Genomic DNA, 14,932 nt, shown 5'->3' on the forward strand with positions numbered 1-14,932 from the left:
AGCCTACGGAAGCGACCCCTTCGGGCCACTACGGCCCAGCGCGCCCGTCGACGCACTCGCGCACCAGGTCGGCGTGGCCGCAGTGGCGGGCGTACTCCTCGATCATGTGCACGATGATGTCGCGCACCTCCGTGGGCTCACCGTGTACGTCGACCACCGCGTCGAGGTCGGTGCGCTCGAGGACCTCGCGGGCGTAGGCGATCTCGTCCTGCCACAGCGCGTGCGACGAGCGCACGAGGTCGTCGTCGATCTCCGGGAAGTTGAACCCGGCGTCCTCGGACGCGTCCTGGAACAGCCGCGGGATGTCCATCCGGCCCTCGATCACCCGTCGGAACCAGCTCTGCTCGACCCGCGCCATGTGCCGCACGAGGCCGAGCAGGGAGATGTTCGACGGCGGCACCGCCTTCGTCGCGAGCTGGTCGGCCGTCAGGCCGTCGCACTTCAGCGCCAGGGTCTGCCGGTAGTGCTCGAGGTAGCCCACCAGGCAGGCCCGCTCGCCGAAGGCAGGCCCCGCCTGCATGCGTGGGTCCTGGTCGCTGGGGAGCCACATGCCGTCGTACCCGGGATTCGCCATGCGGTCAGCCAACCGCATGTCGGCGGGCCGCGCGACGAGTTTCCCGGTTCGGCGGGTCGGGCGAACGGTCGCGGGACCACACTGGGCCCATGCGCGCGCGTCGTCAGCTCATCAAGGTGCTCACCGAACCGTTCACCGTCGTGGAGTCGGTGACGGTGGGACTCGCGTGCAACGCCCAGGAGGCGTTCGACTTCATGTGGGACCCGGACGCCAGCCGGGTCCTGCACAGCGACGCCTTCCACGGGACGACGCTGCCGGGCACACCGGCGCGTGCGGTCGGAGAGGTGCAGGTCTTCCTCTCCCGTCCCGGGGGCGTGCTCCGCGGCACGATGATGGAGGTCCAGTCGCTGGTCGAGGGGCGGCGAGCCGTCACCCGGACCATCACCGACACCCTCGACAACCTCCAGGTCCTCGACATCCTGCCGCTGGACGAGGAGTCCTGCAGCCTGACGCAGGAGTTCTCGACCGTGGTGCCCGCCGGTGCGTCGACGGACTACGTCGCCACGCTGCACGCCGACCACCGCCGCACCCTCGACGAGCTGGCCGTCACGTTGGTGGGGCAGTTCGGGCGGGGCGGGGCTCCGACGGCGTGAGCACGTGCGAGCTCGTCGTCCTGTTCGGTCCGCCGGCGGTCGGGAAGATGACCGTGGGCCGGGCGGTGTGCGAGCGCTCGCACTTCCGGCTGTTCCACAACCACCACACGATCGAGCCGCTCCACGAGATCTTCGGCCAGCAGAGCCCGGCCTTCCGCACCCTCAACGGCGAGTTCCGCCGCCGGGTGATCGAGGAGGCCGCGGCCCACGGCGTGCCGCTGGTGGTCACGACGGTGTGGAACCTCGCGGGCGAGGGCGACGCCGCGTACCTCCGCGACCTGATCGCCCCCTACGTCGACCGCGGCCTGTCGGTGCGCTTCGTCGAGCTGTACGCCGACCTCGCCACGCGCCTCGATCGCAACGCGGGCACCGACAGGCTCGCCGCCAAGCCCTCCAAGCGCGACCTCGCCGCCTCGGACGCGCACGTCCGCGAGCGGGAGGCGACGTTCACGATGAACACCTCGCCGGACCGCCCGCTGCCCGGCGACCGGGTGCTGGCCGACTTCCCCCACCTTCGGCTCGACACCACCCACCTCTCCCCGGAGGAGGCCGCGGCCCGCATCCTCGCGGGGTAGTCCAGCGGGGAGCGGCTGCCTGCTGGGGTAGTCCACCGGGAAGCGGCTGCCTGCTGGGGTAGTCCACCGGGAAGTGGCTGCCTGCTGGGGTAGTCCACCGGGAAGTGGTCGCGGAACCGGGCTCGGGACCGCCGAAAGGCGGTGGACTACCCGGACAGCGGCCGCCGGGGTAGTCCACCGGGAAGTGGTCGCGGAACCGGCCCCGAGACCGCCGAAAGGCGGTGGACTACCCCGATGATCTGGCCTGTGGACGACCGGCTGAAGCGCGAGGGAGCGGGAATCGTCCTGCCATGGATGAGCTCTCCCGACGTCCGGGCCTGGTGCGGCCGGTCCGCGTCGACCCCTTTGGGCTGGCCGGCCCGACTCGCGGTCGGGCACGTGGACCACAATGGCGTACGACGAGCCGCGGGCTGTTCGTGCCGGCAGACGTCGAGCGGAGCGTCGAGCAGCGCATCGTCGAGGCGGCCGCCGTCCTCCGCCGAGACGAGGCGGTGACGGGGTGGGCGGCCCTGCGGTGGCAGCGGGCGGAGTGGTTCGACGGTTTGTCGGGGAGTGCGCCGCGTGAGGTCCCGCTCGTGACAACGCGCGATCGCACCGCGCAGGCCGGCATGCGCGTGAGCCAGGAGTTCCTCCACCCTGATGAGATCGCGACCGTCGACGGCCTGCCCGTCACGCTCTCGGTGCGCTCGGCGGCGTACGAGATGCGGTACGCCAGCACGCTGGGCGAGGCGATCGTCGCCCTGGACATGGCGTGCTACGCCGACCACGTCTCGCTCGCCGAGGTGGCCGCGTACCTGGCCGGCCTGGGGCCTGTCACCGGGATCCAGCAGGCGCGTGACGCACTCGCCGAGGGCGAGGAGAACTCGTGGTCGCCCCAGGAGACGAGGATGCGTGGCGTGTGGACCCGTCGTGCCGGGCTGCCCAGGCCCCTGTGCAACGCGCCGGTCTTCACGCTCGACGGGCGCCATGTCGGCACCCCTGACCTCGTCGACCCGGAGACGGGACTGGCGGGGCAGTACAACGGGAGCGACCACCTGTCGTTGGTCGGCGCAGCGACGGACGTGAAGCAGGAAGCGGCGTACCGGGACCTCGGCCTCGAGACCGTCACGATGCTGGCGACCGACTGGCGCGACCTCGACGGCTTCGTCGAACGCCTGCACGCTGCTGCCCGTCGGGCACGGTCAGGGCCCCGATCGCGCGCCTGGACGGTCGACCCGCCGGACTGGTGGACGCCCACGAACACGGTCGCTCGGCGACGTGCGCTCGACGCGGCGCAACGAGCCCGACTGCTGCGCTACCGACGAGCCGCCTGACCCGCCTCTCGGCGGTCCGTGGCGACTGCCGTGGCCTCAGCGTGGCTCCCGAGGTAGTCCACCGGGAAACGGCTGCCAGGTGGCCGTTCCGACGACCACTTCCCGGTGGACTACCGCGCACGGACCACCACTTCCCGGTGGACTACCCAGACGGACGCCTCCATCCCGGTGGACCACCCCGGACCCAGCCCGGCGCGGGCAGACCCGAACTGATTGGCGCGCCCGCGAGCGAGCGCCGTACGATCGGGGCAGGCGCTTGAGCCGTCATCAGCGGCGAGCCTCGGGAAGAACAGGTGCGGCGACCCGGCCGCCACCCCACTAGAACCCGACGGGTACGGCCCGACACAGCCGAGAATGAGCGGTCTCGACCTTCTGGTCTCGTGACAGGACTCCGTCCTTCCTCGACCAACGGTGAGAGGCAAGCGAGGTGGTACCGCGGCAGACGTCGTCCTCGTGTCAGACGACCGAGACGTACGACGCACCGCGAGGAGCACCCCAGATGGCCTACCCCAAGGTCTCGCACACCGGCGCCACGACCGTGGCCAGCAGCCCGCGCTTCCCCGACATCGAGGAGGCGGTGCTGGCGTACTGGGAGTCCGACGACACCTTCCGCGCGAGCGTCGAGCAGCGCGACGGCGGTGCCGACGGTGCCAACGAGTTCGTCTTCTACGACGGCCCGCCCTTCGCCAACGGCCTGCCCCACTACGGCCACCTGCTCACCGGCTACGTCAAGGACCTGATCCCGCGCTACCAGACGATGCGCGGGCACAAGGTCGAGCGTCGCTTCGGCTGGGACACCCACGGCCTGCCCGCCGAGCTCGAGGCGATGCGCCTCAACGGCATCAAGACCACCGACGAGATCGTCGAGCTCGGCATCGAGAAGTTCAACGAGGCCTGCCGCCAGTCGGTGCTGAAGTACACCGGCGAGTGGCGCGACTACGTCACCCGCCAGGCGCGCTGGGTCGACTTCGACAACGACTACCGCACCATGAACCCGGAGTTCATGGAGTCGGTCATCTGGGCCTTCAAGCAGCTGCACGACAAGGGCCTGGTCTACGAGGGCTTCCGCGTGCTGCCCTACTGCTGGCAGGACGAGACGCCGCTGTCCAACCACGAGCTGCGGATGGACGACGACGTCTACCAGATGCGCCAGGACCCTGCCGTCACCGTCGGCTACGACGTCACGACCGAGGGCGGGTTCAAGGGGGTCAAGGTCCTCGTCTGGACGACGACGCCGTGGACCCTGCCGTCCAACCTCGCCGTCATGGTCGGCGAGGACATCGACTACGTCGTCGTCGAGTCCGACGGCCCCACGGGCAGCACCGAGCGCTACCTGATCGCCGAGGCCCGCCTGGCGTCGTACGCCCGCGAGCTCGGCGAGGACCCGCAGGTCAGCTGGCGTGGCACGGGCGCCGACCTCGTCGGGCTGGAGTACGCGCCCCCGTTCTCCTACTACTCCGGCCACCCGAAGGCCTTCCGCCTGGTGCCGGCCGAGTTCGTCACCACCACGGACGGCACCGGGCTGGTGCACACCGCCGGCGCCTTCGGTGAGGACGACAAGGTCGTCACCGACCGCGAGGGCATCGAGGCGGTCATGCCGGTCGGCAAGGACGGCCGGTTCACCTTCCCGGTCACCGACTACGAGGGCATGCAGGTCTTCGACGCGAACCTCCACGTCATCGACCACCTCAAGGCCGCCACGGCCGGCACCGGCGAGACGGGAAGCGTCACGCCCGGCACCGTCCTCGTGCGCCGTGAGACCTACGACCACTCCTACCCGCACTGCTGGCGCTGCCGTCAGCCCCTGATCTACAAGGGCGTCTCGTCGTGGTTCGTCGAGGTGACCAAGGTCAAGGAGCGCCTGATGGCGCTCAACCAGGACATCCGCTGGGTGCCCGACCACATCAAGGACGGCCAGTTCGGCAAGTGGCTGGAGAACGCCCGCGACTGGTCGATCACCCGCAACCGCTTCTGGGGCTCCCCGGTGCCGGTGTGGAAGTCCGACGACGAGCACTACCCCCGCATCGACGTCTACGGCTCCTTCGAGGAGATCGAGCGCGACTTCGGGACGCTGCCGCGCGACAAGGACGGCAACCCCGACCTGCACCGGCCCTTCGTCGACGAGCTGACCCGACCCAACCCCGACGACCCGACGGGGACGTCGACGATGCGCCGCGTCACCGACGTCCTCGACGTCTGGTTCGACTCGGGCTCGATGAGCTTCGCCCAGGTGCACTACCCGTTCGAGAACAAGGACTGGTTCGAGCACCACTTCCCGGGCGACTTCATCGTCGAGTACATCGGCCAGACCCGTGGCTGGTTCTACACGATGCACGTCCTGGCCGGCGCGATCTTCGACCGTCCGGCGTTCTCGACGTGCCTGAGCCACGGCATCGTGCTCGGCAACGACGGCCAGAAGATGTCGAAGTCGCTGCGCAACTACCCCGACGTGCGCGAGGTCTTCGACCGCGACGGCGCCGACGCGATGCGTTGGTTCCTCATGTCGAGCCCGATCCTGCGCGGCGGCAACCTCGTCGTCACCGAGCAGGGCATCCGCGACTCGGTGCGCCAGGTGCTGATCCCGCTGTGGAACAGCTGGTCCTTCTTCAGCCTCTACGCCAACGCGGCCCAGGGCGGCGAGGGTCACGACGCCACGTGGCGCACCGACAGCGCCCACCCGATGGACCGCTACGTCCTGGCAAAGCTGCGGGACTACGTCGCCACGATGACCGACCAGCTCGACAACTACGAGGTGGCCGCAGCGTGTGACTCCACGCGCAGCTTCCTCGACGTGCTGACCAACTGGTACATCCGGCGCTCGCGCGACCGTTTCTGGGACGAGGACGCCGACGCGTTCGACACCCTCTACACGGTGCTCGAGGTCGTCTGCCGCGTGACCGCGCCGCTGATGCCGCTGACGACCGAGGAGGTCTGGCGCGGGCTCACCGGCGAGCGATCGGTGCACCTCACCGACTGGCCGTCCGTCGACGTCCTGCCGGCCGACGACGCACTCGCCGCGGCGATGGACACCGTCCGCGACGTCTGCTCGGCCGGGTCGGCGCTCCGCAAGGCCGCCAACCTCCGCAACCGCCTGCCCTTGCAGTCGCTGACCGTCGTGGTGCCCGGCGCCGCGGCGCTCGCCGGCTTCGAGCAGCTGGTGGCCGACGAGCTGAACCTCAAGCAGGTCGGGCTGCTCGACCTCGACACCCCGGAGGCGGCGTCGTACGGCGTCGAACAGCGGCTCACCATCAACGCCCGCGCCGCCGGACCGCGGCTCGGCAAGGACGTCCAGCTCGCGATCAAGGGCTCGAAGACCGGCGACTGGTCGGTGGCCGAGGACGGCACCGTCACCGCGGGCGGACTCGAGCTGGTGGAGGGGGAGTACGCCCTCGACACCGTCGCCGGCGACGCGTCGGGCGGCACCGCCACCGGTGTGCTGCCGCGCGGCGGGTTCGTGGTCCTCGACACCGAGGTCACCCCGGAGCTCGAGGCCGAGGGCACGGCGCGCGACCTGGTCCGTGCGGTGCAGCAGGCCCGCAAGGACGCCGGCCTGGCCGTCTCCGACCGGATCGCGCTCACCCTGTCCGGCCCCGCGGCCACGCTCGACGCGGCCCGCACCCACGAGGCGCTGCTCGCCGAGGAGACGCTCGCGACGAGCGTGTCGTACGCCGACGCGCCCGAGGTGGGCGTCGAGGTGGCGCGCGCCTGACGGACGTGCGTCGGCGGCTGGTTTGATGGGGCCATGCCTCAGCTGGACCTCGCCGCCGACGTCGTCACCCTGACCGAGGAGCTCGTCAACACGTTCTCCGTCAGCCACCACGAGCAGGAGATCGCCGACGCCGTGGAGGCGGCGCTGCGCGCCCTGCCGCACCTGACCGTCACCCGTCGCGGGCACACGGTGGTGGCCCGCACTGACCTGGGCCGACCCGAGCGGGTGGTGATCGCCGGCCACCTCGACACGGTGCCGCTCAACGACAACCTGCCGGCCCGCCGCGAGGGCGGGATCCTCCACGGCCTGGGCACCTGCGACATGAAGGGTGGCGACGCGGTGATGCTCAAGCTCGCCGCCGACCTCACCGAGCCCAACCGCGACCTCACCTTCATCTTCTACGAGGCCGAGGAGGTCGACTCGGTCCACAACGGCCTGCGCAAGCTCACCGAGAGCGACCCCGACCTGCTCGAGGCCGACTTCGCGATCCTCATGGAGCCCAGCAACGCCGCGATCGAGGCGGGCTGCCAGGGCACCATGCGCGTCGACGTACGCACCACCGGGGAACGCTCGCACAGCGCGCGCAGCTGGAAGGGCGTCAACGCCATCCACCTCGCCGCGCCGGTGCTGGCGCGGCTCAACGACTACGTCGCGCGGCAGCCCGAGATCGACGGCCTGACCTACCACGAGGGGCTCAACGCCACCGGCATCCGGGGCGGCGTCGCCGGCAACGTGATCCCCGACGAGTGCGTGGTCGAGGTCAACTTCCGCTTCGCCCCCGACCGCAGCGAGGCCGACGCCGAGGCGTTCGTGCGCGACTTCTTCGAGGGCTACGACGTCACGGTGACCGACATGGCCGCAGGTGCGCTTCCCGGCCTGGACCGCCCGGCCGCCAAGGCGTTCGTCGACGCGGTCGGCGGCGAGCCCGCCCCCAAGTTCGGCTGGACCGACGTCGCGCAGTTCACCAAGCTCGGCGTGCCTGCGGTCAACTACGGACCCGGCGACCCGATGTTCGCCCACAAGCAGGACGAGCACGTGCCCGTGGAGCACATCGAGCGGTGCGAGCGCACCCTGAAGGAGTGGCTGGCATGACCGATCACGCCGCGGCCCGAGGTGCCGACCGGATGAAGGGTCCGGTGATCGAGCGCCGTGGCCAGGTCCACGACGGCAGCACCACCGACCAGCGGCTGCTCGACTCGCGCGGCCCCACCGACTGGGTGCACACCGACCCGTGGCGGGTCCTGCGGATCCAGGCCGAGTTCGTCGAGGGCTTCGGGGCGCTCGCCGAGCTCGGGCCGGCGATCGGCGTCTTCGGATCGGCCCGCACGAAGAGCGACCACCCCCACTACGCGATGGCCGAGGAGGTCGGCCGGCGGCTCGCCGAGGCCCACTTCGCGGTGATCACGGGCGGTGGGCCCGGGGCCATGGAGGCCGCCAACAAGGGCGCCTGCGAGGCCGGCGGCGTGAGCGTCGGCCTCGGCATCGAGCTGCCCTTCGAGGCCGGGCTCAACCAGTGGGTCGACAAGGGCATCAACTTCCGCTACTTCTTCGCCCGCAAGACGATGTTCGTCAAGTACGCCCAGGGCTTCGTCGTGCTGCCCGGGGGCCTCGGCACCTTCGACGAGCTCTTCGAGGCGCTCACGCTGGTGCAGACCCAGAAGGTGACGTCGTTCCCCCTCGTGCTGCTCGGCACGTCGTACTGGCAGGGGCTCATCGACTGGATGCGCGACACCGTGCTCGCCGAGGGCAAGATCAACCCGCAGGACCTCGACATGCTGGTCGTGACCGACGACGTCGAGGAGGCGGTGGCGCTGATGGTCGCCGCGCGCGAGGACCGCTGGCCGACGCCGTCCCCGAAGCGGCCCGAGTGAGCAGGGGAGTGGTGCGCCGATGATGTGGCTCTTCGCCGTCCTGGTCGTGCTGGTGATGGGCGGGGTCGCCCTCGTCGCCTCCGGTCGCGGTGGCTCGATGGCGCCGGCGTACGACGACCGTCCCGACCTCGCGCTGCCCGAGGACCGGCCCCTCGGGGCGCAGGACCTGCGCACCGTCCGCTTCCCGCTCGCGGTGCGCGGCTACCGGATGTCCGAGGTCGACGCGCTGCTGGCGCGCCTGGCCACCGAGCTCGAGGACGCGGACCGGGACGCCCACGAGGACCCGCACCGCGACGGGTCTGGACCTGCACCCGGCTCGTCTGGCGACCCCGGACCCGTCTAGGGCAGGATGCCTCGAATGTCGTTCCCGATCGTCGTGTGGATCCTCACGGCACTGGCCGCTGTGGTGATCGTGCTGACCCGTCTTCGCCTGAGCGGGGAGGAAGCGGCGGGGCGGTTCTCCATCAGCCGTCGGATATCCCTCGCCCACTTCGGCGTCGGCCTCGTCGCGCTCGTGCTGTGGCTCGGCGTGCTGGTGGCGCCGGAGGACACTCCGGTGGGCGGGGCCGTGGTGGGCATCGTCGCCATCGCCGCGTGGTGGATCACCGCTGTCTGCGGGTTGCTGATCCTGGCCAGGTGGCTCCCCGCGAAGGGCCGCCACGTGCCAGAGGCCTCGGGGGACACCTGGAGCGACGGCCCTGGCCTGTCCATGCTCGCCCACCTCGGCATGGTGGTCGGCGTGCTGGTCTTCACCTACGCCTACCTCACCGCGGCCGTGTGATGCGCAGCCTCGTCGCGGCCGTGGGCGTGCTCGTGGCCGGTGTGGCCGGTGTGGCCGGTGTGGCCGGGCTGTCCGTCGTACCGTCGGCGACCGCGCCCGCTGCTGCCCTCGAGGCGGACGCACCCGCCCGTCCCGCGGTCGTGGAGGTGCGCACGATCGGCCACTCAGTGCGCGGACGCCCGATCCGGGCCTGGCGCCTGGGTGAGCCGGGCAGGCGGCCGATGGTGCTGGTCTCGACCATGCACGGCAACGAGCCGCACACCCGCCGGATCCTCGAGACGCTGCGCGACGGCCGCGCGATCCGGGGCGTCGACCTGTGGGTCGTCCCGACCTACAACCCCGACGGCCTGGCACGCGGCACCCGCCGCAACGCCCACGGCGTCGACCTCAACCGCAACTTTCCCTTCAAGTGGGCCGACCTCGACGGCAACTACGAGTCCGGCCCGCGTCCGGGCAGCGAGCCCGAGACCCGCGCGATGATGGGGTTCCTGCGCCAGGTCCGCCCGCGCCGGGTGCTGAGCTTCCACCAGCCGCTCGTGGGCGTCGACACCGACACCAAGGACGCCGGCTTCGCTCGCCGCGTCGCCCGCGCGCTGCGCCTGCCGCGCAAGACGCTCGACTGCGGCGGGCTGTGCCACGGCACGATGACGATGTGGTTCAACCACCACTTCGCCGGGTCCGCGCTGACCATCGAGTACGGCGCTCGCCCGCCGCGCCGTCGCATGGTCGTGCAGGCGCCGCGCCAGGTGCTCGGCGTGCTCGGGGCGCACCGCACCTCGCGCGGCTGACCGTCCGCGGGGCTCGTCGGCTCAGCGCCCCTGGAAGACCGGCTTCTCCTTGGCGACGAACGCGTTCACGGCAGCGAGGTGGTCCTCGGTCCCACCGGTGAGCGCCATCTTCTCGGCCTCGAAGGCCAGCGACTCCTCCAGCGGGTGGGCCGCGGAGTGGGCCACCGCCTGGCGGATCGAGCCGAACGCGACGGTCGGACCGGCGGCCAGGCGCGTCGCGAGCTCGCCGACGGCGGCAGCGAACCCGTCCTCCGGCACCACCTGCGTGGCCAGTCCGAGCTCGAGAGCCTCCTGCGCCGGGACCGTGCGGGGGAAGTAGAGCAGCTCCATCGCCTTCGCCCGCCCGACCAGGCGGGGGAGGGTCCAGCTCGACCCGGTGTCGCACGACAGGGCGACTCCGGCGAAGGAGGTGTTGTAGCCGGCGGTGTCGACCAGGATGCGGAAGTCGGCGGCGAACGCCAGGCTGGCGCCGGCTCCCGCGGCCACCCCGTTGACCGCGGCGATGACCGGCTTCGGCATCGTCGACAGCGCCAGCACGATCGGGTTGTAGTGCTTCTCCACGGTGTCGGAGAGCGGGATGTCCGCCTCGCCCTTCAGGCCGGCGAGGTGCTCCTTGAGGTCCTGGCCGACGCAGAAGGCCCGCCCGCTGCCGGTGAGCACCACGCAGCGCACCTCCGGGTCGTCCGCGACGCGGCGTACCGTCTCCAGCAGGAGCTCCTTCGTCGCCACGTCCAGCCCGTTCATCGCCTCGGGCCGGTTGAGGGTGATGGTGGCGACGGAGTCGACGACGGTGAGCAGGACGGGAGCGGCCTCGTTGGCGGTCACGGGAGCAGTCATGGGGGCAGTCTGCCGGACGCCCACCCTCCCTACGTGCGCCCTGTGGTGCCGATCACGCGCCTCATGAGGGATACTGGGACCGTACGACGCCGATCGGGGTGGCCAGGAACGACTCAGCCGCCTCGATTCGCATGTGTTGAGCCACCATCGTCAAGAGATGGGCGAACAGGAAGAGGTGCGCCGATGGCCGCCATGAAGCCCCGCACGGGCGACGGACCCCTCGAGGTCACCAAGGAAGGACGCGGCATCGTCATGCGCGTCCCGCTCGAGGGTGGTGGGCGGCTCGTGGTCGAGCTGAACGCCGAGGAGGCGACGTCTCTCGGTGACGCCCTCAAGGACGTCGTCGGCTGATCGTGGCCATCTCTGCCCAGCTGCCCACGCAGGTTTCACCACCAGAGTTCGCACTCAGCCCGGCCCTGCCGCACCAGATCGGCGGGGCCGAGGTCTGGGCCTTCCCCGTCCTGACGGACCAGGACAGGCTCCTTCTCGGACCCGGCGCCGACGAGGCCTCCGAGGCCCTCGGCACCGACCTCCTCGCGGCCCTCGACGCCGCGCGCGCCACCGGCCGCGCCGGTGAGGTGACCACGGTGCCCGTGGCAGCCGCCCCCGCCGACGCGGTCAGCCTCGTGCTCCTCGTCGGCGTCGGTGAGGGCACCGTCACCGACCTCCGCCGCGCCGGTGCCGCATTGGCCCGCGCCACCAAGGACCGCGCCAGCGTCGTCACGACGCTCGGCGCGATCGCCCCGGACGAGGGCCTCGGCGCCCTCGTCGTAGGCGCGATGCTCGGCTCCTTCTCGTTCCACTGGCGTTCCGCCGGGCCGAAGGAGCGCCCGGTCGCTCGCATCGTGCTCGCTGATGTCAGCGACGACGGCGCCGACGACGAGCTCGCCCGCGCGATCGCGATCGGCGGCGCAGGATGGCGTTCCCGCGCGCTCGCCACCGTCCCGTCCAACCTCAAGACGCCGGCGTGGCTCGCGGAGCAGGCCGTCGAGGTCGGCGAGGCCGCCGGCCTGACGGTGCAGGTCTGGGACGAGGAGCAGCTGCGCGCCGAGGGCTTCGGCGGCCTGCTCGCCGTCGGCGGCGGCTCCGCCCACCAGCCGCGCCTGATCCGGATGGACTACACCCCGCGCGGCGCGACCAAGAAGATGCCGACCGTCGTGCTCGTCGGCAAGGGCATCACCTTCGACACCGGTGGCCTCGACATCAAGCCCAGCGAGTCGATGCTCACCATGAAGCGCGACATGAGCGGCGGAGCCGCCGTGATCGCCGCGATGGCGGCCCTGCGCGACGTCGACTGCCCCGTCCGCGTCATCGGCCTGGTGCCGGCCGCCGAGAACGCGATCAGCGGTTCCGCGATGCGCCCCGGCGACGTGATCACCCACTACGGCGGGCGCACCTCCGAGGTCAACAACACCGACGCCGAGGGTCGCCTCGTGCTGGCCGACGCGATGGCGTACGCCGTCTCGCAGCTGTCGCCGACGGTGCTGCTCGACATCGCCACGCTGACCGGCGCGATGAAGGTGTCGCTGGGCCAGTGGACCGGCGGCTACTTCGCCAACCACGAGGGGCTCGCGGCCCACGTCGAGGCTGCCGCGGCGGAGTCGGGCGAGAGCGTCTGGCGGATGCCGCTGGTCAAGGACTACGAGGACAAGGTGACCTCCAAGATCGCCGACGGCGACAACGCCGCCGGGGGCGCCGGAGCGATCACCGCCGCGCTCTACCTCCAGCACTTCGCCGGCGACGTCCCGTGGGCCCACATCGACTTCGCCTCCGCCGCCGAGTCGCCCGCCGACCGGCACGAGTGGACCGCCGGTCCCAGCGGCTACGGCCCGCGGCTGCTGCTGAGCTGGCTCGGCTCCGACGACCCGCTGGACGGGATCGTCTGATGCTCGGCCTGACGGTCCGCTGGTCCCTCGCCGACGCCGCTGACGGCGTCGAGGACAGGTTGGCCACCTACGTCGCCGAGACCTCGCACGCCCGTTTCACCGGCATGGCCGGCCTGCGCTTCAAGATCTGGCGCATGGTCCGCGGCGAGTGGTTCGAGGGCTGCTACGTCTTCGCCACCGACGAGGCACGTGCGGAGTTCGAGCGCACCTTCACCGAGGGCGCCGACACCTCGCCCGGCTCCCAGATCATCGGCTCCTCGCCGATCCTCATCGAGGCCTGCGACATCGTCGCGGTCGCCGAGGGCTGGGACGGGTTCGCCGCCACACCGAGGTGCTGAGACGTCAGACCCCGGCGCCGCACGTGCGGCGGATGTGGCCGCGTGCTGTGCCGCCCGTGGGCCAGATCCGCCACACGTGTCCGCGAAGCCGCCCTCGCATGCCCCGACCGAGGGCGACTTCCCGGACACGTGCGGGAACGGCATCCGGTCCCGGATCGCCGTAGCCTTCTCAGCTCACGCGCTCGGCGCCCGACGTCGTCTGGACTGACTGTGAGGATTCCCTTCGCAGCCTGATGGTGCTGGGCTGTGGTCGGTGACTGCGGGCGTGACCCTTGGACTGACTGGCTTCGTGCCTTTCGCTCGACTNACTGTGAGGATTCCCTTCGCAGCCTGATGGTGCTGGGCTGTGGTCGGTGACTGCGGGCGTGACCCTTGGACTGACTGGCTTCGTGCCTTTCGCTCGACTTGTCCGCTCGTGGTGGCCGGCCCCGGCCCGGTCGGAGTAGCTGGCCTGATCAGGAGCTTGACCATCGGGCGTTAGCGGCGCCCGTTGTGTCTCATCACAGTCCTGCCGAATCTCCGCCCCGGACCGGAAACCACATCCGCTCCAGGCAAGGAGAGAACGCATGAGCAGTCTGACCGATCTACGTGAGGTGGTCGATGTCGTCATCGGCGTCGATACCCACGTCCACACCCACTCCGCGGCCGTGGTCGACGCCCGTACCGGCGGGGTGCTCGACGAGATCACCGTTGAGGCAACCGCCGACGGATACCACCAGCTGGTCGAGTTCGTGGACGGCCATGCAGCGCTTCGGGCGTGGGCGATCGAGGGCACCGGCGGACATGGCGCCGGTCTGACCCGGCACCTCGTGCGCAACGAAGAAGTCGTGATCGAGCTCGACCGTCCCGAACGCGCCAAGCGTCGCCACGGCGCCAAGTCCGATCCGCTGGACGCTATCCGAGCCGCGCGCGAGGCACTCTCGCGGCCGCGGCTCGGCGGCCCACGCAGCGGCGGGGACCGGCAGGCCCTCTCGGTGCTGCTGGCCGCGCRCAGGTCCGCCGTCGACGCCGGCGCCGKGGCCCAGCGGCAGGTGTTCAGCCTGGTCATCGCCGCCCCGGAGCAGGTCCGGGCACGGTTTCGCGGGCAGAGGGTACCGGCCATGATCAGGACTGCTGCTGCCCTGCGGATCCACCCGTCCTGGGACATCGAGACCACCACGACCGTCATCGTGTTGCGGTCACTGGCCCGCCGGGCCCACGCGCTGAGCGAGGAGGCCGCCGAGCACGAGAAGGCCCTCCGGGCGATCGTGCGGTCCTGGCGTCCCGACCTGCTCGAGCAGCTCGGCATCGGACCGATCGTGGCCGCGACCGTGCTCTGTGCTTGGTCCCACCCCGGACGCATCCATTCCGAGGCCGCCTTCGCGATGCTCGCCGGCGTCGCACCTATCCCTGCAAACAGCGGCCAGATCACTACCAGGTACCGGCTCAACCGCTACGGCGACCGCCAGCTCAACCGCGCCCTGCACACCATCGTGCTCTCACGAATCCGCTACGACCAAGCCACCCAGACCTACGTCGCCCGCAGAACCACAGAAGGCAAAACCACCCGTGAGATCAAACGCTGCCTCAAGCGCTACATCGCACGCGACCTCTTCCGGCAACTCGAATCTTCCCCTACCAGCGCTTGACGATCCATAGGAGCGTCGAGCGAGCAAGCGCGACGAGCG

15 protein-coding genes are annotated in these 14,932 nt (G+C 71.0%); 13 read left to right on the forward strand and 2 right to left on the reverse strand.

The window, feature by feature from the left end; genetic code table 11:
* Window positions 1-28 precede the first annotated feature (28 nt).
* Window positions 29-574, reverse strand: a complete 546-nt coding sequence (locus tag ASC64_RS15380) for a DinB family protein (protein ID WP_082550510.1) — start codon at window positions 572-574, stop codon at window positions 29-31.
* 89 nt (window positions 575-663) lie between these two features.
* On the opposite strand from ASC64_RS15380, the gene ASC64_RS15385 reads away from it, so the two are divergent.
* From ASC64_RS15385 to ASC64_RS15425, 9 genes are all read left to right on the forward strand, one after another.
* A complete protein-coding gene (locus ASC64_RS15385) occupies window positions 664-1,167 on the forward strand; it encodes a hypothetical protein (RefSeq protein ID WP_056908379.1) in 504 nt (167 codons plus the stop codon).
* On the forward strand, window positions 1,164-1,742 hold the full coding sequence (locus ASC64_RS15390) for an AAA family ATPase (RefSeq protein ID WP_235563771.1): 579 nt from the start codon (window positions 1,164-1,166) through the stop codon (window positions 1,740-1,742). Before ASC64_RS15385 ends, ASC64_RS15390 begins: the two co-directional genes overlap by 4 nt.
* A 290-nt stretch (window positions 1,743-2,032) precedes the next feature.
* Window positions 2,033-3,055 (forward strand): hypothetical protein, encoded by a 1,023-nt coding sequence (locus tag ASC64_RS15395; protein ID WP_056908380.1) that lies wholly within the window; start codon window positions 2,033-2,035, stop codon window positions 3,053-3,055.
* 499 nt (window positions 3,056-3,554) lie between these two features.
* Window positions 3,555-6,764 (forward strand): isoleucine--tRNA ligase, encoded by a 3,210-nt coding sequence (gene ileS / locus ASC64_RS15400; RefSeq protein ID WP_056908381.1) that lies wholly within the window; start codon window positions 3,555-3,557, stop codon window positions 6,762-6,764.
* Window positions 6,765-6,797: 33 nt separating this feature from the next.
* Complete coding sequence (gene dapE / locus ASC64_RS15405; RefSeq protein WP_056908382.1) at window positions 6,798-7,856, forward strand: succinyl-diaminopimelate desuccinylase; 1,059 nt, start codon at window positions 6,798-6,800, stop codon at window positions 7,854-7,856.
* A complete protein-coding gene (locus tag ASC64_RS15410; RefSeq protein ID WP_056908383.1) occupies window positions 7,853-8,635 on the forward strand; it encodes a TIGR00730 family Rossman fold protein in 783 nt (260 codons plus the stop codon). Before dapE ends, ASC64_RS15410 begins: the two co-directional genes overlap by 4 nt.
* A gap of 19 nt (window positions 8,636-8,654) precedes the next feature.
* Window positions 8,655-8,978: a DivIVA domain-containing protein gene (locus ASC64_RS15415; RefSeq protein WP_056908384.1), complete on the forward strand. Its 324-nt coding sequence runs from the start codon at window positions 8,655-8,657 to the stop codon at window positions 8,976-8,978.
* Between the two features lie 15 nt (window positions 8,979-8,993).
* Complete coding sequence (locus ASC64_RS15420; protein WP_056908385.1) at window positions 8,994-9,416, forward strand: hypothetical protein; 423 nt, start codon at window positions 8,994-8,996, stop codon at window positions 9,414-9,416.
* On the forward strand, window positions 9,416-10,204 hold the full coding sequence (locus ASC64_RS15425) for a M14 family zinc carboxypeptidase (protein WP_056908386.1): 789 nt from the start codon (window positions 9,416-9,418) through the stop codon (window positions 10,202-10,204). Before ASC64_RS15420 ends, ASC64_RS15425 begins: the two co-directional genes overlap by 1 nt.
* A gap of 21 nt (window positions 10,205-10,225) precedes the next feature.
* On the opposite strand, the gene ASC64_RS15430 is transcribed toward ASC64_RS15425, so the two are convergent.
* Complete coding sequence (locus ASC64_RS15430; protein WP_056908387.1) at window positions 10,226-11,041, reverse strand: enoyl-CoA hydratase/isomerase family protein; 816 nt, start codon at window positions 11,039-11,041, stop codon at window positions 10,226-10,228.
* Window positions 11,042-11,224: 183 nt separating this feature from the next.
* Here ASC64_RS15430 and ASC64_RS22550 point away from each other — a divergent pair, with 183 nt between their 5' ends.
* The 4 genes from ASC64_RS22550 to ASC64_RS15445 all read left to right on the forward strand — a co-directional run bounded on the left by ASC64_RS22550 (window position 11,225) and on the right by ASC64_RS15445 (window position 14,893).
* Window positions 11,225-11,392: a DUF3117 domain-containing protein gene (locus ASC64_RS22550; RefSeq protein WP_179617972.1), complete on the forward strand. Its 168-nt coding sequence runs from the start codon at window positions 11,225-11,227 to the stop codon at window positions 11,390-11,392.
* Window positions 11,393-11,394: 2 nt separating this feature from the next.
* Window positions 11,395-12,927, forward strand: coding sequence for a leucyl aminopeptidase family protein (locus ASC64_RS15435; RefSeq protein WP_056908388.1), 1,533 nt, complete (start codon window positions 11,395-11,397; stop codon window positions 12,925-12,927).
* Entirely contained in the window at window positions 12,927-13,265 is a 339-nt protein-coding gene (locus ASC64_RS15440; protein ID WP_056908389.1) for a hypothetical protein, read from the forward strand. The genes ASC64_RS15435 and ASC64_RS15440 overlap by 1 nt, the downstream gene beginning before the upstream one ends.
* 566 nt (window positions 13,266-13,831) lie before the next feature.
* The gene (locus ASC64_RS15445) at window positions 13,832-14,893 is read left to right on the forward strand and encodes an IS110 family transposase (protein WP_056908390.1); all 1,062 of its coding nucleotides are present in this window, start codon (window positions 13,832-13,834) and stop codon (window positions 14,891-14,893) included.
* The last annotated feature ends 39 nt before the right edge of the window (window positions 14,894-14,932 follow it).

Source organism: Nocardioides sp. Root122 (assembly GCF_001425025.1).
GTDB lineage: Bacteria > Actinomycetota > Actinomycetes > Propionibacteriales > Nocardioidaceae > Nocardioides.